General features: G+C 43.0%; 23 protein-coding genes. 17 read left to right on the forward strand and 6 right to left on the reverse strand.

Features of this window, described 5'->3' with window-relative positions:
• The first annotated feature begins 16 nt into the window (after window positions 1-16).
• The 7 genes from FTU55_RS09985 (at window position 17) to FTU55_RS10015 (ending at window position 5,873) form a co-directional block, all read left to right on the forward strand.
• Window positions 17-607 (forward strand): LemA family protein, encoded by a 591-nt coding sequence (locus FTU55_RS09985; protein WP_180046967.1) that lies wholly within the window; start codon window positions 17-19, stop codon window positions 605-607.
• 26 nt (window positions 608-633) lie between these two features.
• Window positions 634-1,698, forward strand: coding sequence for a YgcG family protein (locus tag FTU55_RS09990; protein ID WP_180046969.1), 1,065 nt, complete (start codon window positions 634-636; stop codon window positions 1,696-1,698).
• Entirely contained in the window at window positions 1,692-2,252 is a 561-nt protein-coding gene (locus FTU55_RS09995) for a TPM domain-containing protein (protein ID WP_180046971.1), read from the forward strand. Before FTU55_RS09990 ends, FTU55_RS09995 begins: the two co-directional genes overlap by 7 nt.
• A 195-nt stretch (window positions 2,253-2,447) precedes the next feature.
• Window positions 2,448-2,972 (forward strand): prepilin-type N-terminal cleavage/methylation domain-containing protein, encoded by a 525-nt coding sequence (locus FTU55_RS10000; RefSeq protein WP_168408680.1) that lies wholly within the window; start codon window positions 2,448-2,450, stop codon window positions 2,970-2,972.
• 83 nt (window positions 2,973-3,055) lie between these two features.
• The gene (locus tag FTU55_RS10005) at window positions 3,056-3,316 is read left to right on the forward strand and encodes a DUF1488 family protein (protein ID WP_180046973.1); all 261 of its coding nucleotides are present in this window, start codon (window positions 3,056-3,058) and stop codon (window positions 3,314-3,316) included.
• Between the two features lie 29 nt (window positions 3,317-3,345).
• On the forward strand, window positions 3,346-4,080 hold the full coding sequence (gene tfpZ, locus FTU55_RS10010) for a TfpX/TfpZ family type IV pilin accessory protein (RefSeq protein ID WP_168408682.1): 735 nt from the start codon (window positions 3,346-3,348) through the stop codon (window positions 4,078-4,080).
• A 152-nt stretch (window positions 4,081-4,232) separates the two neighbouring features.
• Window positions 4,233-5,873, forward strand: coding sequence for a PglL family O-oligosaccharyltransferase (locus tag FTU55_RS10015; RefSeq protein ID WP_180046975.1), 1,641 nt, complete (start codon window positions 4,233-4,235; stop codon window positions 5,871-5,873).
• A 111-nt stretch (window positions 5,874-5,984) separates the two neighbouring features.
• Here the strand turns inward: FTU55_RS10015 and bfr are convergent, their stop codons facing one another.
• From bfr to gmk, 6 genes are all read right to left on the reverse strand, one after another.
• Window positions 5,985-6,449, reverse strand: coding sequence for a bacterioferritin (bfr, locus tag FTU55_RS10020; RefSeq protein WP_005180468.1), 465 nt, complete (start codon window positions 6,447-6,449; stop codon window positions 5,985-5,987).
• A gap of 226 nt (window positions 6,450-6,675) precedes the next feature.
• Window positions 6,676-6,870 (reverse strand): bacterioferritin-associated ferredoxin, encoded by a 195-nt coding sequence (locus FTU55_RS10025; protein WP_034597991.1) that lies wholly within the window; start codon window positions 6,868-6,870, stop codon window positions 6,676-6,678.
• A 154-nt stretch (window positions 6,871-7,024) separates the two neighbouring features.
• Window positions 7,025-7,408: a RidA family protein gene (locus FTU55_RS10030; RefSeq protein WP_005180461.1), complete on the reverse strand. Its 384-nt coding sequence runs from the start codon at window positions 7,406-7,408 to the stop codon at window positions 7,025-7,027.
• A 71-nt stretch (window positions 7,409-7,479) separates the two neighbouring features.
• Window positions 7,480-9,579, reverse strand: coding sequence for a bifunctional (p)ppGpp synthetase/guanosine-3',5'-bis(diphosphate) 3'-pyrophosphohydrolase (locus tag FTU55_RS10035; protein WP_104498093.1), 2,100 nt, complete (start codon window positions 9,577-9,579; stop codon window positions 7,480-7,482).
• A gap of 223 nt (window positions 9,580-9,802) precedes the next feature.
• Entirely contained in the window at window positions 9,803-10,084 is a 282-nt protein-coding gene (rpoZ, locus tag FTU55_RS10040) for a DNA-directed RNA polymerase subunit omega (protein WP_005013174.1), read from the reverse strand.
• Between the two features lie 76 nt (window positions 10,085-10,160).
• A complete protein-coding gene (gmk, locus tag FTU55_RS10045; RefSeq protein ID WP_045795273.1) occupies window positions 10,161-10,784 on the reverse strand; it encodes a guanylate kinase in 624 nt (207 codons plus the stop codon).
• 135 nt (window positions 10,785-10,919) lie between these two features.
• Here gmk and ispH point away from each other — a divergent pair, with 135 nt between their 5' ends.
• The 10 genes from ispH (at window position 10,920) to rimM (ending at window position 20,759) form a co-directional block, all read left to right on the forward strand.
• On the forward strand, window positions 10,920-11,870 hold the full coding sequence (ispH, locus tag FTU55_RS10050; protein ID WP_104500732.1) for a 4-hydroxy-3-methylbut-2-enyl diphosphate reductase: 951 nt from the start codon (window positions 10,920-10,922) through the stop codon (window positions 11,868-11,870).
• A gap of 163 nt (window positions 11,871-12,033) precedes the next feature.
• Window positions 12,034-12,570 carry a Tfp pilus assembly protein FimT/FimU gene (locus FTU55_RS10055; RefSeq protein ID WP_180046977.1) on the forward strand — a complete coding sequence of 179 codons (537 nt, stop codon included), beginning with the start codon at window positions 12,034-12,036 and terminating at the stop codon, window positions 12,568-12,570.
• Window positions 12,567-13,070, forward strand: coding sequence for a type IV pilus modification protein PilV (gene pilV, locus FTU55_RS10060; protein WP_104473457.1), 504 nt, complete (start codon window positions 12,567-12,569; stop codon window positions 13,068-13,070). Before FTU55_RS10055 ends, pilV begins: the two co-directional genes overlap by 4 nt.
• A 1-nt stretch (window position 13,071) precedes the next feature.
• Complete coding sequence (locus tag FTU55_RS10065) at window positions 13,072-14,061, forward strand: PilW family protein (protein WP_180046979.1); 990 nt, start codon at window positions 13,072-13,074, stop codon at window positions 14,059-14,061.
• Between the two features lie 10 nt (window positions 14,062-14,071).
• Window positions 14,072-14,827 (forward strand): hypothetical protein, encoded by a 756-nt coding sequence (locus FTU55_RS10070; protein ID WP_180046981.1) that lies wholly within the window; start codon window positions 14,072-14,074, stop codon window positions 14,825-14,827.
• A gap of 9 nt (window positions 14,828-14,836) precedes the next feature.
• Window positions 14,837-18,718, forward strand: a complete 3,882-nt coding sequence (locus FTU55_RS10075; RefSeq protein ID WP_180046983.1) for a hypothetical protein — start codon at window positions 14,837-14,839, stop codon at window positions 18,716-18,718.
• 4 nt (window positions 18,719-18,722) lie between these two features.
• Window positions 18,723-19,358: a type IV pilin protein gene (locus tag FTU55_RS15255; RefSeq protein WP_104473453.1), complete on the forward strand. Its 636-nt coding sequence runs from the start codon at window positions 18,723-18,725 to the stop codon at window positions 19,356-19,358.
• The gene (locus tag FTU55_RS10085) at window positions 19,352-19,786 is read left to right on the forward strand and encodes a type IV pilin protein (protein ID WP_104473452.1); all 435 of its coding nucleotides are present in this window, start codon (window positions 19,352-19,354) and stop codon (window positions 19,784-19,786) included. Before FTU55_RS15255 ends, FTU55_RS10085 begins: the two co-directional genes overlap by 7 nt.
• Before the next feature lie 138 nt (window positions 19,787-19,924).
• Window positions 19,925-20,182, forward strand: coding sequence for a 30S ribosomal protein S16 (gene rpsP / locus FTU55_RS10090; protein ID WP_004809941.1), 258 nt, complete (start codon window positions 19,925-19,927; stop codon window positions 20,180-20,182).
• A 28-nt stretch (window positions 20,183-20,210) separates the two neighbouring features.
• Window positions 20,211-20,759 carry a ribosome maturation factor RimM gene (gene rimM, locus FTU55_RS10095; RefSeq protein WP_168399745.1) on the forward strand — a complete coding sequence of 183 codons (549 nt, stop codon included), beginning with the start codon at window positions 20,211-20,213 and terminating at the stop codon, window positions 20,757-20,759.
• Window positions 20,760-20,774 lie beyond the last annotated feature (15 nt).

A 20,774-nucleotide genomic window follows, 5' to 3' on the forward strand; every position in this document is an offset into this window, starting at 1 on the left:
AATTAGAGGATAAGGCATGAACTTGATGAAAAAAACACTGCTGATGCTGGCGCTCAGCAGCAGCTTGACCCTGAGTGGCTGTGGCTATAACACCTTGCAGGTCAAAGATGAAGCAGTAACGGCGGCCTGGTCGGAAGTCCAAAACCAGTATCAGCGCCGTGCCGATCTGGTGCCGAACCTGGTCAATGTGGTGAAAGGCTACGCTACACATGAAGAGCAGGTACTGACTGAAGTGACTCAGGCACGTGCCAATGTGGCCGGCTTAAAAGTCGATCAGGCGGTGCTTGAAGATCCGGCTCTGTTCCAGCGTTATCAGGAAGCGCAAGCGCAAATGACTGGCGCGTTGTCGCGTTTAATTGCGGTATCAGAAAATTATCCGGATTTAAAAGCCAATCAGCAGTTCCGGGATTTGCAGGTGCAGCTTGAAGGCACCGAAAACCGTATTGCGGTAGCACGTAATCGTTATATCACCACGGTGCAGGACTTTAATGCCTATTCACGCCAGTTCCCGCAGGTTATGACTGCAAAAGTGATTGGTATGGACACCAAGCCAAACTTTAGTGCCGATCAAAACGCGCAAACTGCACCGACCGTGTCGTTTGAATAATCCCACGCCCCAAGGAGCCGCGGATCATGCCTGATTCAATTACTGCTCTCATCCGGTGGATACTGCACGGCCTGCTGTTGTGCTGTGCACTATTGCTCAGTTCACTCAGCTTGGCAGACACGACTGCCACTGGTTCGGCAGATGATCTGGCGGCAGCGCGCATCATTCAGGAACAGCAGCGTGCGGCCAATGCTCGTCATCAGAGTCAGGCAACCGCTGCATCCGAGGCAAGTGTTGAACAACCGGTGATTGCCAATGATATGGCAGAAGGGGAGTCCATCCGTGGCTTACCGACTTTAAATGAACCAGTAATTGATCAGGCCAATTTACTGAGTGCAGCGCAGAAACAGGCGATTAGCCAGCGGATTTTAGCGCTGCATCAGCAGGGTAAAGCACAAATTGGGGTGGTGATTGTCCCGACCACCGGTCAGGAGGATATTTTTGATTTTGCCATGCGCGTTGCAGAACGCTGGCAGTTGGGCTCGGCCAAATATGACAATGGCTTGTTAATGGCAATTGCAGTGAATGATCGCCGTATTCAAATTCTGACCGGTTATGGTCTGGAAGGGGTACTACCGGATATTGTGCTGGGCCGGATTATCAACAACCAGATCACCCCGTATTTTAAACAGGCACAATATGCCAGCGGCATTGAAGCCGGTCTGGCTGAAATTGAACGTATTTTGAATATGGACCCGGAAGTGGCGGCCAATGCGGCTAAAGAGCTGCAGGAACGCCAGCAACAGGCATTACGTGAGCAGCAGGCACGGGAAAAAACTTTTAATACGGTGATTTTTATTTTAATTGCCGGGGTGATTGGCTCTTATATTGTTGGTAAACGTCTCAGCGCTTCAACCGCCGCGGTGGCAGCTACGGTAGCGGGGCTGGTCAATGGCGTGGGCATATTCACCAGCCTGTTGATGGGCCTTGGGATTTTCTTTTTACTCATTACCGCACTGGCCCAAGCGATTTTTCATATTTTCCTGGCCTCGGCCGGTCGTGGCGGTGGAGGCGGCGGCTTTGGTGGTGGCGGTGGATATAGCGGCGGAGGCGGCGGCTTCGGCGGGGGAGGAGCATCAGGATCATGGTAACCACAACAGATACAACCGAAATTATTACCCAGCCGAAAACTCAGGAGCTGAGTCAACCCAGTTTAAAGCGCTGGTTTAAGCACTTTTTCTACATGCCAGCCACCAAGCGCTTTTTTAACCAGCAGGACCAGTATGCAATTGCGCAAGCGGTCACAGAAGCCGAGCATGGCCATATTGGCGAAATTCAGGTCGTCATTGAAGGTTGCCTGCCTTCGCGTTTGGCTTATTATCAGGATACGTGTACCCGCGCACGGCAGCTGTTTGCTGAACTGGGTGTCTGGGATACGGAATATAATAGCGGTGTCCTGCTTTATTTAAACCTGTGTGAGCGGAAAGTCGAGATTGTGATTGACCGTGGTATTAAGCATGCCACTGAGCAGCAGGTCTGGGATGAGATTTGCCAAAAAATGGTCTATGGCTTGGCTCAAAGAGAGTATCAGCAGGCAGTGATTTTGGGTGTGAAAGAAATTGGCATGATTCTGGATGCTTTCTATGACCGGAAAATTCAGGATGAAGCCAATGAGCTGGGGAACAAGCCAATTATTCTAGGTTAATGTTGTAAATATGTGACACTAAGTGTCACTTTTTTACATAAAAATACATTAAAAAAATAAAGTGAAAATTTTTTATCCATAAATGGCTGTTTTTTCTTTAAATATATTTATAATAAAAGTTGGCACATATAGTGCTATATACAAAATAGCTTACAAAGCTTATAAAAAATTAACAAAACATTTGTGGAGAATGTTATGAAAACTGTTCAAAAGGGTTTCACCCTAATCGAATTAATGATCGTTGTAGCGATCATTGGTATTTTGGCTGCTGTTGCATTACCTGCTTATCAAAATTATACAGTAAAAGCAAAAGTATCAGAGGTAGTGTTAGCTGCTTCTTCATGTCGTAGTATAATTACAGATCTAGTACAAAACTCTCCTGTAGTTAATATGGGTACAGTGCTGACTGATGCATGTAGAATAGAAGCTACAAAATATGTAAATGCTACTCCTGCAAATGGATTTTCTGCTGGTGAAAGTGGCGTATCTGCAGATGGTGTAATTACAATTCAAGGTAATGAAACTACCCTTGGTGGTGAAACAGATACCGATGCTAGAACAATTGATTTAACTCCAATGATGTCTGCTGCTGGTACAACTGATGTTTTAGATCCAGCAACTGATGGTGGATCAACAATTGTTGGGTGGATGTGTGGTCCTGGTGCAACAGACCCTATGCCAGCTAAATATTTACCAGGTTCATGTCAAGGTACTTACTAATCTATTGTTAGGTTGGTATGAGAAAAGACTGGGAAACCAGTCTTTTTTTTTAAAATTAGAACTAAAGTGAATGAGATGTGAAAATGAGTATAGAAAAGATTACTTTTACAGGTAAGCATGCAAAAAATGAAAAATTTGGGATTAATGTTGAAGTGGAAGTAACTCAAAGAATAATAGTTCAAATTTCTCAAGAAGCTTTGCAAGATATTCAGCCTGAGAATAGGACTGCGTCAGTTGAGGAGCAATTTAGTTCACATCAAGCAGAATTTGAGCGAATTGCAGAAGAAAAAATTCGTAATCTAACTGATAGTATCATTATTGGTAGTGCGGATGTTTTGAAATAGAGATCTGTATATGAGTCAGAGTTTTTACTATGTCTAAACGCCTTAAATTTTTCCTCAGCCATTTATCTATTTCATTTCTAATTGCTTTACTCGTGATTGGATTAGTCTTTTTTATTTGGTATCCATCGCCTCTCGCCATAGCAGTAGGTGTGACGCATATCTTTTTAATGCTATTGGCAATCGATGTAATTGTCGGACCTGTCTTAGGTTTATTGGTCTATAAAGAAGGTAAGAAATCACTTAAATTTGATATTGCAGTGATTATTGCCTTGCAGGTTTCTGCTTTATGTTATGGTGTTTATAGTATTGAGCAGGGACGTCCTGCATGGTTAGTATTCCATGCAGACCGTTTTGAATTGGTTAGAAAAAATGACATAATTCTCGAAAATATTGACCAAGCACAATCTCAATTTCAACAGGTATCATGGACTGGTCCACAATTTGCTGCAGTAAAATTAGCAGTAAGTCCACAACAACGCCAAAATGATATGTTTATCGAGGTGTTAGGTGGTATTTCACTTGCTCGACAGCCTGCTCGTTATGTAGAATTCTCTCAAGCTAAAAACCAAATTCAACAACGTGCATTACCGCTTATAGAATTGGAACAATACAATTCAAAAACTGAAGTGAAAAAAACTTTAGCCAAATATCCAAAAGCAAATGCGTGGTTACCTTTGAAAGCCAATGCAGTAGATATGGTGGTATTGCTCAACAAAGAAACCGCAGAAGTCATCAAAATCGTCGACCTCAGACCGTGGAAATAATTTCCTGAGTTAAAAATGGGGAATTTAAGTATTCCCCATACAATTATCCCACTTAAAAACGAGCAGAATTCCAATCAAACTTGCTACACAAAGCACTAACATCTTGCCTAAAAAAATATAAGATAGAGCCAGTTTTTTAGTCTGTTTTTCTTATGAAATCTGCATTGCTATTTTTGGCTGCCATCCTCATCTCCCTCGCCTGGCTGCTTCCCATTCATTACCGCCCTTGGGTTACTTATACCGGTGAGCTATATGCCTTTTTTGCACTGTTCGCTTTGGCTGCTATTTTCCTAAAAGAAAAACTGCTTATCCCAAAAATCAGCCTACCTTTACTGGCCTTAGCCGCTGTCCCATTCATCCAATGGGCCTGTGGTTTGCTATTCTTTTTTGATAAAGCCCTATTTAGCACCCTATATATCTTTGGTTTTTGGCTGGCGATTGTACTGGGCTATAACCTGACCCTAGATGCCGCGCAGCGAGAAAAAATATTAACAGGTTTCAGTTTTGTCCTTTTAGGTGTCGGCACCCTAACCGGGTTCATGGCCATTTGCCAATGGCTCACCATCGACCAGTATTTCCCGTTTATGGTGAATATCCGTACCGGCCAGCGCCCTTATGCCAACTTTGCCCAGCCGAACAATATGGCGACCTTTCTGGTCATATCCTTAATGGCCTGTTTATATCTGTATGAAAAACAGAAACTGAAAACAGCGCTCTTGGTTACAGCTGGTTTGGTGATCTTAAGCGGGGTGGTGCTGAGTCAATCGCGTACCTCTTGGGTCGCCTCGCTGTGTATCTTGGCCTATCTCGGCTATCAGCAATACCAAGGCTATATCCGCCTGAAATGGTTCTATAGTGCGCTCTGGTTTGCGACTTTTGTTGGTTTGATCTTTATTGCACCTTCTTTAAGTCAGCTACTCTCTCAAAGCGCAGATATAGCGGTACAGTCTCGTGATGTGGTACAGCGTGCTACGGGTGATATGTCACGTTTGGTGATTTGGGAGCAAATGCTGCATGCAATTGGCCATCAGCCCTGGTTTGGTTATGGCTGGCATCAGACCAGTGTCGCTTACACGACGATTAGTGAATTTTTCCAGGGACCAGTATGGATTCGTAGCGCCCACAATGTGGTGCTCGATCTTCTGCTCTGGAATGGTCTGCTGATTGGCCTGCCATTGTTGGCTTATCTGGCCTATTGGGGCTATCAGCTGCATCGGCAGGTGAATTCGACCATTTCGGTGATTGGTCTGTTGATGCTTGGTGCCTTCCTGATTCATGCCATGCTGGAATTCCCGCAGAACTATGCCTATTTCCTGTTGCCCGCCGGCTTTATCTTGGGGATTGTGCAGTCGCAACGTCCAAATGCTGGCGTGCAGTTATCGCCAATATTCATGCGGGTTAGTTTCGGTTTAGGCTTCATCCTGTTACTGCTGATTTATCGTGATTATGAAGTAATGGTGCCAAAGCTAAATCAATCGGTGCGTTATGAAAAAACACCGGAAAAAATCACCAACCAGGATCAGATTTATCTGCTCGAGGAATTTAACCGTCGTATTGCCTGGATTCGTCTGAATCCATATAGCCAGCAAAGCCCGGAGCAGTTGCAGCAGATTCATGAAATTGTGCTGAATTATCCAACCCAGTATGACCTGCTTAAATATGCCCGTGTGCTGGCATTTAATGGCTATGAAGCCGAAGCCAAACAGCAGCTGGAGCTGTTAAAGACCTTGCGCAAGGTCGAGGTGGATTATGACAGCTTGCTGGATGGGGCAGAAATCAGACCAGAACCATAAATCATCTGCTGATTTTTAAGGCTGCTGTTTGGGATTTGAAACACATTGCTCAATCCATAAAAAAGACCGGAACTCCGGTCTTTTTTATGCAGTTAATCTTTTTAATTGAACTTAGAGCTGGCTCTGAATATAGTTTTCAATACCGACAGATTCAGTTAAATCCAGTTGCGTGGTCGCCCAGTCCAGATATTCTTCTTCTTTTTCCAGAATTTCCTGAACCAGATCACGGGTCACATAATCCATTTCCTGTTCAGCCAAAACGACGGCTTTCTGAATGGCTTCAATATTTTCTTTGACTTTACGGACATCACAGTTCAGCACTTCAACGGTGTGCTGACCAATATACAGTTTGCCCAGATGTTGCAGATTCGGCAGACCTTCTAGAAATAAAATCCGCTCGATAATTTTATCGGCATGTTTCATCTGACGAATTGATTCTTTATATTCCGCCGAACCGAGTTGCTCAATGCCCCAGTCATTAAACATGCGCGAATGTAAAAAATACTGGTTAATAGCGGTTAAATGATGATACAGCACCTGATTCAGCTGATTAATCACCTCACGATTGCCTTTCATTGCACTACTCCATCTCACAATTTCTGCCCTAAACAGTTTTAAGGCAATCTAGAGCTTTATCTTAAACAAGATGATGCAGGATGGCGAGTAATTTATTGAACAGCAAATGAAAATCGTCATCAATGTGATTCGGCAGCAATGCCCGGTCAGGCAATAAAAACCCGCCTGAGTCAGAAGCGGGGGAGGAGAGTCGGCCCACGGACCGAAGGATTTATTCTTATTGGAATTAGGCAGCAACTGCGAGACGGCCGGCAAGTTCGGCCACTTCATCGCTAATAATGGCACGTGCTTCAGGGGCACAGCGGCCACAGCAGGTTCCCAGATCCAGCAGGTCACGAATTTCGCGATAGCTTTCAGCACCGTTCGCTACGGCGTCTTTAATGTCTTGATCTGTAATACCACGGCACAAGCAAACGTACATTGATACAACCATAAAGAATTAAATAAGATAAGTGTTATTATTGATAATTATTATCGTTTGTCAATAAAAATCATTTGAAAATTCATTTGTTGTGATTGGGTTTTTGAATAAAAAAATACCATCTTATCGATGGTATCTTTTTTGTACAGCTAAGTTATTGATTAATAATTACTACGCCATCCATTTCAACCAGTGCACCTTTTGGCAGGCTGGCCACACCTAAAGCGGCACGCGCTGGATACGGCTGGGCAAAATATTCACCCATAATCTGGTTCACCAACTGGAAATTGGATAAATCGGTCAGGTAGATGTTCAGTTTGGCAATATCAGCCAGCGTGCCACCTGCGGCTTCACAGACGGCTTTCAGGTTATCAAAAACACGGCGGATTTGCGCTTCAATGCCTTCAACCAGTTCCATGCTGTAAGGATCAAGGCCAATCTGTCCTGACAGGTACACGGTATTGCCAACTAAAATGGCTTGAGAATATGTACCAATGGCAGCAGGCGCATTTTCAGTATGGATCACTTGGCGGGACATCGATTTCTCCTTTTATAAGTATGGACAGCATAAACGATTAGCCGGGCAGGCTCAGGCCTATCGTATCATGATTAACAGGCTTTGGATGTTTCGGCAATATTGGGCGGCAGTTCCAGACGGATAATCCGCGGGAAGCCAAAATGCATGCGCAGGTCGCGAATAATCTGGGCAATCTGCTTACGGTTGTTCACCACAATATTGACATAGGTTTTGGCATCGTGGCTACGGACCATTTCCACCCCGGTCTTGGCTTTACGGCATTGATAGATCAGGTCAGAAATCTGTTCATCATTCATTTCAATATCAATGCATAAATAGGCGGTGAAGCTGACGTCATCGACGTCATCCGAGTTCCACTGTAGCGGCATGATATTTTCCGGATGCAGATGCTGTTCATGCAGCAGGTTATGGCAACGCGCGCGATGCACAATTAAACCACGGCGGGATAAATGGCCCTGAATCGGATCACCAAGTACCGGATTACAGCAATGCGCATATTTAACATCAATGCCTTCGGTGCCCTGAATCAGACGATCCGAAACTTCCGAGCTGCTGTCCTGTGAATAAAGATGGTTGGCCACCAGTTGTGGTAACAGGTCACCGACTGCAATCTGTTCGAACAGGCGTTCTTTGCTGTCGATATGACGCCATTGCAGCAGGTTAATCCAGTCGTCTTCGCTTAAATCTTTAATCGAACAGTTAAACAGTTTTAAGGCACGGTTAAGGGCCTGCTCACCCACCAGACGCTGCTCATCAATATCTTGGTCTCGCAGAATGTTTTGCAGGGCACGGCGCGCTTTTTGGGTATTAATAAAGCTGAGCCAGTCGGGGTTTGGTGTCGCTAAAACATCGGTAATCACCTCCACCACCTGGCCGCTGGTCAGCGGGGTAGAGAGCGGTTTGATTTCTCCATTAATTTTCGCACCGACCGCATGGTTGCCGAGGAACAGGCTGGCTGAATAGGCAAAATCAACTGCGGTAGCACCTTGCGGTAATTCATGCAGATGACCATGCGGGGTATAAACCCAGATTTTTTCCTGATGCAGATAATCCAGCAGCTCGCTAAAGGTGGTTTTGGCACAGGCGCCATCAATCAGCACGTTCAGGTTTTGCATCGAGGCCTGAATCGCCGAGCGGCAGGCTTGCGGTGCATTCTCACCGAGAACCACGCCAAAACGGGCTGCTTTACGCATCAGCTCGGTTTGAATGGTTAAGGATAAGGTGGTTTCTTCACCTTTCAGGCGCAGCATCAGCGACTGGTTGCCACCCGGTAACGGACGGCGAATATGATCGGCAAAATGCAGCACCTGAAAATGTTCACGTAAAATATCGGCTAAGCGGTCACAGTCGGCGATGCTTTGCAGAATAATTTCAAAGGCGTGGCTGTGAGTCAGCTCTTGCAGGTCGATGTCATTTTTGACGAAATAACGGAGCAGTTCGATATTGTTATTTTTCTTTTTAATCCGGCCGCTAATTTGATGATATTGCAGTAGCTCTGCCAGGTTCTTTTCCCATTTGGCCTGATATTCACAGCGTTTCGGCTTGGTTTCTAGCAGGGCGGCCTGAACATTATTGAACATATCCAGATCAAGATTCTGGTAGCACAGATGTTCCAGGTTGTCGGCCATTTCATTCATACCGACAATACGCGCCATCGGCACAAAAATATCAAAGGTTTCCTGGGCAATGCGGGCGCGTTTATCTGGGCGCAAGGCATCTAGCGTGGTCATATTGTGATAGCGGTCAGCCAGTTTAATAATGATCACACGCGGGTCTTGCAGGGTCGCTTGCAGAATTTTACGGAAGGACGCGGCTTTATTGTATTCTTTATCGCTGGAATGGCTGAGTTTAGTCACGCCATCGACCAGTTCGGCCACGGTCCGGCCAAATTTTTCGGTAATATCTTCTTTGCTAAATTCGGTATCTTCAATCACATCATGCAGCAGCGCCGCCATCAGGGTTTCGGCATCCAGACGCATATGCGCCAGAATGCAGCTGACCGCAATCGGATGCAGAATATAAGGCTCGCCGCTTTTACGGGTTACGCCATCATGCGCCAGATCGGCATAGTCACAGGCCGCAAGCACGCGCTCGCTATCGCTTTCACTCAAGTAAGCGTCGATAATCATATTTAGTTGCTGTTTGGCTTGGCTGACCTCTGCGCCTGGCATATACCACCTTTAACTACAATGCTCGTAACAATCACAAAAACTGATCTTCTAATGAAAAACATATTGCATGACTTGTCAATTTTTTTCACCGAAAATATCGAAATAAAAGCTCGTTGTAATTACGAGTTCCGATGCTTATGTTATAACGGTTATTGCGCAAATATTAAAGTTCAAATAATAAAAAAGCCTAGTAAAAAACTAGGCTTTTTCAGGATGTATTTTCTTATTGGAAAGAAAAACCATCTAAATTCAAGTTATTTGCTGAAAGTGCAAGGTCAAGGCTAGAGGCTTGGTAGTCCTGATCGCGTTGTTTCAAAATGTCTTTAGAAACGTGGCCTTCTGCAATTTCACGTAAAGCAACAACGGTAGGTTTGTCGTTGTCCCACTCAACGGTAGGTTCAATTCCTTGACGTGCCAATTGACGCGCGCGTTTGCTTGCCACTAGTACAAGCTCAAAGCGGTTGTCTACATGGTCTAAACAATCTTCAACGGTGACGCGTGCCATAAGAGTTCTCGTTTGAATGGTAAATTTAAACAGACTGTGCAGTATAAGGTGCTTTGTCTGAAGACTCAAGTTTTAATCAGGGTGCTGTAGGGGTAATCAGCTTCTGGATCAGCTCCTGGTGACGGTTGGCCTGCTGGCTTAACACCAGACGGTTGGCAATAATCACGGCTTCTAGGTCATGCAGCGCTTTATTAAAGTCATCATTGATAATCACATAGTCAAAGTTGACATATTGCTGCATATCTTCCACCGCACAGCTTAAGCGATGTTCAATCACATCGACAGCATCGGTGCCGCGATTGGACAGGCGCTGGCGCAAGTCAAACTGGCTTGGCGGTAAAATAAAAATCTGTTTCGATTCAGGAAAAAGTTTGCGCACCTGCTGCGCACCTTGCCAGTCAATTTCCAGCAGGACATCGTGACCTTTGGCCAGTTGCTCTTTGACCGTGGCTTGGGCTGTTCCATAATAATTGCCAAAGACTTCGGCATATTCAATAAAACCGCCTTGTTGTACCAGGTCGATAAAGTCCTGTTTCTGGGTGAAATGGTAATGAACGCCGTCCAGTTCGCCAGGACGTTGACCACGGGTCGTGTGGGAAACAGAAACGTGCAGATTGTTAACACGTTCAAGCAGGGCTTTAACAAGGGATGTTTTGCCTGTTCCTGAAGCTGCAGAAACGACAAACAAGAGACCCGACATGATATTTTTCCTGATATGATAAAATATCTTCTCTATTTTAGAGCAGAGCTGGCTTAAACAAAATAGTTAAGCATCTATTTGTTTGCATTAATTTCGCATCTGTCTGCAAAAGTTGAAATGAATATCGAGGGTTCTATGGAAATTGTATTGGCTAATCCACGTGGTTTTTGTGCGGGTGTGGACCGTGCAATTGCGATTGTGAACCGTGCCCTTGAATGCTTTAATCCACCAATTTATGTGCGTCATGAAGTGGTGCATAACAAGTTTGTGGTCGATGATTTACGTCAGCGCGGTGCGATTTTTGTAGATGAGCTGGATGAAGTGCCAGACGACAATATTGTGATTTTTAGTGCACATGGCGTGTCGAAAGCAGTCCAGCAGGAAGCTGAGCGCCGTGGCCTGAAAGTGTTTGATGCCACCTGTCCGCTGGTGACCAAGGTGCATATTGAAGTGACCAAATATGCCCGTGAAGGGGTTGAGGCGATTTTAATTGGACATGAAGGCCATCCTGAAGTGGAAGGCACTATGGGGCAATATGACAAGAAAAATGGTGGTGAAATTTATCTGGTGGAAGATGAAGAAGATGTTGCGGCTTTAAGCGTGCGTCATCCTGAAAAAGTCGCCTTTGTCACCCAGACCACGCTATCGATTGATGATACTGCCAAAGTGATTGATGCCTTGCGCCAGAAATTCCCGCAGATTCAGGGGCCGCGTAAAGATGATATCTGTTATGCCACCCAAAACCGTCAAGATGCGGTGCGTGATTTAGCCAGTCAGTGTGATGTAGTGCTGGTGGTTGGCTCGCCAAATTCGTCGAATTCGAACCGTTTACGTGAACTGGCCGAGCGCATGGGCAAACAGGCGTATCTGGTCGATAATGCCGATCAGTTGGATCAGGCCTGGTTTAATCCTGCAACGAAAATTGGTGTGACTGCCGGCGCGTCTGCACCGGAAATTTTAATTAAACAGGTGATTCAGCGCTTGCAGGACTGGGGGGCAACCGCCCCTGCCGAGCTTGCCGGTCGTGAAGAGAACATTACCTTTAGTTTACCGAAAGAGTTACGTATTCCTGTAACTCAGGCTTAAACTGAGAAATAGATAACAATCTAATTTTTCTTTTAAAAATAAGCAGATGATTGTGATATGACAGTCATCTGCTTTTTTGTGCCTTTTATCTGTTCTGTGTAGTTTTTGTAACTTTAATAAGTATGATTTTAACTGGGCCAACATTTTTGCCTAGGGGGAGAGCATGCGAAAAAGTCAGGGATTTACCTTAATTGAATTGATGGTCACGATTGCGGTGCTGGCGATTGTGGCGATGATGGCGGCTCCTTCGTTTGGGGATTTGATTGCAAAACGACATTTAGATACCTCAATTCGTGAGCTGTCTTTGGTGCTAAGTGATGCCCGAGCACAAGCTACGACTTTAAGAAAGAATGTGACAGTAAAATTTGAAAGTGGAACAAACACAGCAGAAGTTCGTTACTGGATACCCAAATATGAAGATGTGGATATGAATTCAAATGCCAGGGATGTTGATTTTTCTGATGTTGTTTATAGTCCAGTCGGGATTCCACAGCAGAGAACTAAAACGATTAATAATCCAGATCATAACCCTGAGGAGGAATCTAAGCCCGATGCTGTTCCTCCAATCAATCCAGAAACATTACAAGTGTTGTTACCGCTCAAATTTGAGTTATGTAATTCAAAAATAAATCAAAGTCGAACGATTACACTTTCAATGAATGGCACTGTAGAAAAAATCGAATCAGGGGTGTGCTCATGAATAACATGAATACGCAAAAAGGGGTTGGTTTAATAGAGGTCTTGGTTGCCTTGCTTTTGTTAGCTATTGGTATTTTAGGCTTTGTTGGTTTGCAGTTGAGAGCTATGGATGCAGCAAATGAGGCAACAGATCGGACCATTGCAATTAATATAGCGCGTGATTTAGCTGAACGTATGAGGGTAAATAGGTTGGCCTTACCTGAGTATAAAGTAGCAATCAATGCCAAAACTGAAAAAAGTGGCTGTGTAGGAAGTGAGCAAGGTTATTTGCCGAATTGTTCTAGTGAAGAAATGGCAGAGGTTGATTCTAGTCAGATTACTGAGAAAGCAGCTGAAGTTGGCCATACTGTAAAAATCAATAATTGTGTTGGTAGTAGTTTGAACTGTATTTATGTCGCTTGGGGCGATACCAATATAGACAGTAACTTAGATGCTTGTATTGATGCTTCGACTGGAGCATATGTAGCGAATTCTAAATGCTTGGTTATGGAGGCTTTTTAAAATGAGTTTGAATAAAAAGCTTTTTTCATTTTCCAAACAAAGCGGCTTCACTCTTTTAGAACTTATGATTGCGCTTAGCCTAGGGCTGATTGTTAGTGCAATTGCGATTCAGTTGGCTTTAACAGGACAAAGAGGTGTATCGACTCAGCAGGCACTCTCCGACCTACAAAATGATGCTCTTTTTGGATTGGAAGCCTTTGTTCGTGAAATACGTTTGGCAAACTTAAATGCAGCTGAACCAATGATCAACGACAAAGTTTTACATGGAGGGATTGTACTAGATGCTAGAAATTACACCCAAAAGTTCAAAAATGATGATAGTGGTAATCCCACTTCAAACTTGGATATTACGTTAAAGAACGCTTTATCTGAAGGCAAGGTAGAAAATAGCTCTAATTTAGTGGGGCAAGCAAGTGACCAATTGGTGATCCAATATAAAAACTCTATGAGCAATCAATTTGATTGTGAGGGTCGCCAAATTGTAAAAGATGCGTATGTGGTACAACGCTATTTTTTAAGAAATGACACGAATAGGGGAGACCCAAATAAACCATTGGCTTTAGCGTGTAAAGCTTTTAGCTATATGGGGGATGAGCCTGCAGAAATTGATTTATCTGGTGATGGCCAAATTATGATTCCTAGAGTCGATCACTTAAGTATTCAATTGGTGGTCGCAAGAGATGGGATGAATAATGAATGCTCAGCAATAGCCACTGCAGATGGACAATTAGATTGTTTTGGTCAAATTTCAATTGAGGACTATCAAAGTCTGACTGCTGCGGAAAAACCGCAAATTGTGGCGGTAAAGGTGGGGTTATTGGTTCGTTCAAATAATACAGTGGGAAATAATGACTTATTCAATGCAGATAAACAGTATCAGGTTTTAGATACCACAGCCAAGCTTAATCCTGATGATAAAAATAAGTTGTATATGCGAAATGTAGTCACACAGACCATTGCAATACGTAATGGTTTCGGTATCGCGAAGTAAGGAGTTGAGAATGAATCTACCAAAAGTAAATCATAGACACTCCCAAAATGGTTCAGTACTCATTGTCGTACTGGTCATGTTGATTGTGATTGCAATTGCGGGTACATGGGCAATTCGCTCCAGTATTACCTCTTTGAATATTTCAACAAATGCGCAGGCTCATTCACTTCTTGTACAAAATAGTGACTCAGTATTTTTTACTCTAGAAAACAAAACCAGTAATGCTTTGCAATTTGCTCAAATGCGTATTGGTGATGGCATGTTGGCTTATGCGTTACGTCCTGAAAATAAAGGTAAAGAATTAGTATTTTGTGTGCGAGGTAATGTGACAGATAACTTTTCTGGGAGTCGTATTGCCAGTTCTGTGTATTGGCAGAATAAGAAAATTGTAAATACAGAATTGGGACAAAATGGTTTTTGTCAAACGACTCGTGGTGATTTTATTAGTGGTCGTCAAGCTGTAATGACTCAGGTCACTGTGCGTGCGGCAGATACGGATCGAGATTGGGAACACATGATGGAAGGCGATGACAAAGAAAGCTCAAAGAGTACGGGAATTCAGCGTGTGGTGATTACTGCAACCTCTTTACTTCCAAATTTAAGTTCAGCCAGTGTTCAACAAGTCAATAATTGTTTGAAAAATCACACCAGTTTTGTTGATCCTTTGGTTGAAAACGATACCGTGACCGATTGTTTGGCAAGAAATAATGTTCCATATAGTACTCAAGATATGGAGTACAGTTTGCGTTCACTGAAAGCCTCTTAGGAGATGAATATGAAAACTTTAAAAAATCATCATGCTAATGTGCTGGATGTGAAAGCACATGCTAAAGAATTTGGGCATAAGTTCAAGTTAAGTACTTTGGCAGGTGCAATGACCTTGCTTATTGCACAAAGCAGTACCAGCTATGCCAGTGATATTGAAATTTATACTAAACCGAACTCGAATGCAGGTTCTGGTGTTGTAGTGATGATGCTGGATACGTCGGGGAGTATGTCTGTAACAGCAGCAGGTGCCTCAGCTTGTGATTTGCCTAAAGGGTTAACAGATTATAGAACTATGTATAGAAATACAGAAAATACATCTGGAGGATATACTCGTGAATACTGTTACTTCAATTCGAATAGCTCTATAGAAGCTTATTATTATAAAAAAACTGGTTCACAATGGTATAAATGTCCTATTGGTACAGTTTCAGTGTCAGATAGTTGTTTTGTTAAAATTGATGGTTTACCAGATATAACTGGTTTTACGAATCGATGGCAAGGAGGGTCTCAGTACTTTTATAAAACCTTAACTCGTAATGATAAGTTTTATGATCGAATGAGCCGCTTAAAAGATGCTTTATATACCTTGGCAACTATGCCTGTTTATGATGAAGACACTGGAAAAGGAATTAAGTCTGATGTAAAAATCGGAATTGGAACTTTCCCTTATGTATCATCAAGTGGTGAAAATAACTTAAGGGGATATATGCGTATTCCCGCAGCAGAATGGGGCGATATCGGTTCAGCACAACGAACTAAAGTTCTTAATCTTATTAAAAAATCTGATTTTAAAGGGACCGGTGGGACACCGACCTCTGCTGCTTATGCCGAAGCAGCAGCCTATTTATTGGGTACTACAACGGGTGGTGGTACTTATAGTGGTATAGGCAAGAGCCATCCAGATACAGTAGTTGGTTCAAAATATAAAACGCCCTTGAGTTCTGCCACGGCTGAGTGTAGTGGTCAAGGGATTTATTTTTTAACGGATGGACAACCTCAAGTACCTTACGATACGAATACTTTAGGACTTATGAGAAACGCATTAAACTCTTCAAGTTTTAGCTTTTCTAATGGATTAACAGGAGGGGAATATGGCGATGCTTATAATATTGGTAGTTCACGGAATCCTTATTGGGTTAAATCAGATTGGCAAGCGATTGGGTCTTTTGCAAAATCTTTAAATAATTTAAGTGTTGTGCGTTCGGGGTCAGGTATTTCTAACTTATCTCAGCCTGTGCTCACCGCTGTTGTAGGGTTCGGTTCAGGTATTACTGGTGATGATGCGAGGAACGCTCAAGCTTGGGGTGGAAGCAGCTATGGTAAAGGGGGGTATATTGCGGCATCTGAATCTCAACAAGTAGTCGATAGCCTAAATGAATTTATTGGTCATGTGGGCGGGAGTATTTCAAGTATCAGCACAGGTTCTTCTACTATTCCTGTTGATGCATTGAATCCAGAATCACTTCAGGCATTTTCATATTTTCCTCAATTTGAACCTAAAGTTGCTGATGAGGATGATCAACAACTTTGGTTTGGAAATTTAAAAAAATATTATGTGGTCAATAATAGTGTTTATGCTTCAGAAAGTGGTGGTCCAGCTTCACTAGTGGTGAAAAAAAGTGTTTTACAGGATTTAAAAGATATTTGGGGGGATAGCACCAGTTACCCTTCAGGAACAGCGACCTTTGCGAAATGGGGAGCATTATCTAAACTTCCGCTGGGTACACAGCAAAATGATGATACATTTACAGGACGTAAACTGTTAACCGATTATGATTTTAATGAGGCTGCTTCTGGTACAGAAAAAGTTTCTCAAAATTTACAGCTAGTAAGAATTACCCATCAATACACCACAGATGAAAAAACCAAAACAGACAACCCAGAACGCATTAAAGGTTTAATGAGCTTGTTAGGTTATAACATCGCTTCAGCAAGTGAAAACTTGGAAGGAGCAACAGCAAACTTAAGACAAATGGGCAGTATTTTACACTCATTGCCTGTGTTACTTACCCAAAGTGGTAAAGCCGTTGCTGTGAAAGATGCAACATCAGGTAATGTCTATGTCGATACTACAGACCGTAAAGACTATGTGCTATTTGGGACAACACAAGGTTTACTGCACGTTGTAGACGCCAAAACCGGGGTAGAAAAATTTAGCTTTTTACCTAAAGAAATGGCTGAAAAACAATATGAATTGTTTAAGTCAGGGGCTGGTGCTTGGGATAATGGTAAAAATGCTCTTTATTATGGGGTAGATGGTGAATGGGCAGCCCATACCGTTTATGTGAGTAAAGATGATGGAACTCTAACCGTTGATGGGGTTGTGCGCGATGTTGCAGGCGGTTTAGAAGGGGAAAAAGAAAATTTACAGGGTAAACAGTGGGTTTATGGTGGTCTGCGGATGGGAGGACGTAGTTATTACGCTTTAGATTTAACCGGTTTAGATGATTCATCCAGCAGCAGTCCTAAAATTAAATTCCATATTGATCCTACATCAAGTTCAGTCAAACGTTTGGGGTATGATGAAGATGGCAACCCGGTTGTGATCACAAAAGAATATGCTGCTTTGGCTAAAATGGGCCAAAGTTGGTCTAAGCCAAAACTTGATTACGTGAACTGGAACGGAGAGCGTAAATTAGTGATGTTTGTGGGTGGTGGCTATGATGCTGGCGGTGATGATGGTGATGGCCTGTATGATGCGAATGGTGTAAGAACAGGTTATGCGGGTTATGAAAAATATAATTATGAGCAAGACAATGAAATCGGTGCGGGTGTGTATATGTTCGATGCCGATAATGGCGAGTTATTGTGGTATGCCAGTAAAACGGAAGCGAGTGGTAGTGTAGAACATACCGAGCACGACGACTTACAATATAGTGTCGTCAGTGAAATTAAAACCGTTGACCGTAACAATGACGGTGTTGTCGATCACCTGTACTTTGGCGATTTGGCTGGACAGGCGTTTCGAGTTGACTTACATCAACCTCAAAGCGATGGTTCTTTTGAGTTTGTACCGCAAATTACCCGTATTTTAAATTTACATAAAACCAATGGTACAAGTCCTCGCTTTTACTACCCGCCGGTCTTTACAGCTCACCATAGTGCAGGGGGAACCGAAGGGGGGAATATTGTCGTAGCATCCTTCCTGTCTGGAAATAAAAGCTCTCCTTTATTAGCCACTAACGATTCACCGACGACTACAGGAACGACTAGTTCTTCAGGATTGGAGTTCGATGGTGTTTATGCTTTGTATGAATATGATATCCATCCGACGGGTACATATTATCCAGCTTCATCACGAGCGGATAAAACTATAGCAGCAGCGGGTGAAGGTATAAGTCTAGATAAGTTAATGCCTTTATCTGTCTTGGTAAATAGTAAAACTGCAACGACGAATCGTGGTGCAGCCATTAGCCCGACCAGTGGTTGGGGAGGGTGGTATTATAAATTTGAGCATAAATTTGAAAGTACTACTGGTGCAGCTAAAACAGAAGGTGCGGGTGTGATAAAAGGTCTTACCCCACTAGTTGCAATGGAAGGAAACCTCTACGTTACTATGTTTGATGCAGCAGAAGCTGGTACGACTTCAGCTTGTGGGGCGGGTGTCAAAGGACAAAGTTTTACCCAGCGTCTCTGTTTACCTACAGGTGTTTGTCCCGAGCTGGCAAATTATAAATACAATTTGGGTTCAGGAATTGTGAGCTTAAACGTCGGTCCAATGTCAGAGCCTACAGGAGGTAGAGGGATTGTAATTCCTGATAATGATCCAGAAAATGTAAAATGTGAGGGAGAAGATTGTGCTGAACCAGGTAAACGTTTTATTCCGGCTGGCGGACCATTAAAATTTATTCCGCATCGTTGGTATGAACGATATTCGGTAAAGGAGTGAAAAAATGAAATTTATTTTTTCACAGTCTAAGCCCCAAACAGGTTTTACTCTGATTGAACTGATGGTGGTCGTAGTGATTGTGGCATTACTTGCTGCAATTGCGATGCCAAGTTATCAGGTTTATATTCAACGTTCGCATCTTGCTCAAGCACAACAGGAAATGCAAAAACTTGCTGAGCAATTGGAACGACATAAAGCTAAGAACTTTAGTTATAAAGGGTTTGAGGCGAGTTATTTATATAAAGATAAAACAGGCACGTTAAGTTCAAACTTTGATACCGCCAAACAGCAAGTTTTACTTCCTATTCATTCGGATAACCCTAAATATAGATTGAGTATTATTGGGTTTTATTCTGTACGTGAGTTTGCAAAGGATGAAGATGGAAATATTACCGATACGGCAAAAGATTTAGAGGTCAAAGCAGATTTATTGAATAAAAAGATTGATTTTGATCGGTCAGCGCAGGCTGATATGTTTGCTATTGGAAGTAATTGGGCTATTAAAGCAGAAAGTCTAGATCAAAAAAATTATAGTCTTTTGTTAAACAGTTTAGGCACCAAGTGTATGAACAAAGAAGACTATACCAAAGTGACTTATACTTCTTGTGGTGAGGCAAATGAGGGAAGCGAATCATGGTAAGACAAGGGTTTACACTTATAGAACTTATGATTGTCATTGCGATTATTGCAATTTTAGCTGCTATTGCTTATCCCTCTTATCAGCAATATAAAATTAAAGTAAATCGGGCAGAAGCACAATCAGAGATGATGTTCATTGCTGAAAGAATGAATGCCTATAAAGGAATGAATGGTTCTTTTTCGGGGGCAACGATTGCACAAATATATGGATCAACAGTAACTCCCAAACAAGGCACTGCATTATATGATTTAAGCTTTGATGCTGCACTAACCAATGCAACCCGTTGGACTCTAATTGCTCAACCTAAGGCAGGTACGTTACAAGCGGGCAATGGTTGGATTTGTTTAAATAATCAATCAGAGAAATATTGGGCAAAAGGCGAAGCGCGTTGTGACTTGTCGCCAAACTCTACCTGGTCCGATAAATAAATTCAAAACTGCGGATAAACACTTTTTGATCTTTCATTCAGGGCAAACTTCGCGTAAAATACTGCCCTCTATGAAAGGGGTTTGAAATGTATCGATGGTCGGTACAGGGATAATCCGTAAAAACTATAAGGTTGTATCATGGTAGTTATTCGTCTTACTCGCGGTGGTGCTAAAAAGCGTCCATTCTATCAAATCGTTGTAACTGATAGCCGCAATCCACGTGACGGTCGTTTCATCGAACGTATCGGTTTCTTCAACCCTACAGCGCAAGGTAAAGCAGAAAAACTTCGTTTAGATGCTGACCGTTTTGCTCACTGGGTAGCACAAGGTGCTCAACCTTCTGAACGTGTTGCTTCTTTAGCTGCTCAAGCGAAGAAAGCTGCAGCTGCTGCATAATTTTAAAGAATTAAGTAGTAGGTAGCCCATGACACCAACACAGAATGTACCCGAAGATCGTATTCAGATTGGACAGCTACGTTCAGCATATGGATTAAATGGGTGGCTCTGGGTCTATTCCAATACAGAACCTATGAGCAACATGTTTGACTACCTGCCTTGGTACATTGAGACCAAAGCAGGTTGGCAAACTGTCGATGTAAAACGTTGGAAACCACATGGCAAAGGCCTGGTTGTCAGCTTAAAAGGTGTGAGCGATCGCACTGCAGCAGACGGTCTGGTTGGTGCAAATATCTGGATTTCAAAATCGCAACTGCCTCAAGCGGGTGTGGATGAGTATTACTGGTCTGATTTAAAAGGTCTAACCGTGTTAGGTCTGGATGATGACGAACAGGAAGTGAATCTCGGTCAAATCCACGAACTGTTTGAAACAGGCGCTAACGATGTGATGGTGGTTCGCGCAACTGCCGACAGTATCGATGGCGAAGAGCGTATGATTCCATGGCATAAAGATGTGGTACAACGCGTTGATCTCGAAACAGGTCGTATTTATGTCAATTGGGGCGTAGATTACTAATATTTTTGGAAATAC

This window comes from Acinetobacter sp. YH12117 (genome assembly GCF_013418865.1).
GTDB classification, from domain to species: domain Bacteria; phylum Pseudomonadota; class Gammaproteobacteria; order Pseudomonadales; family Moraxellaceae; genus Acinetobacter; species Acinetobacter indicus.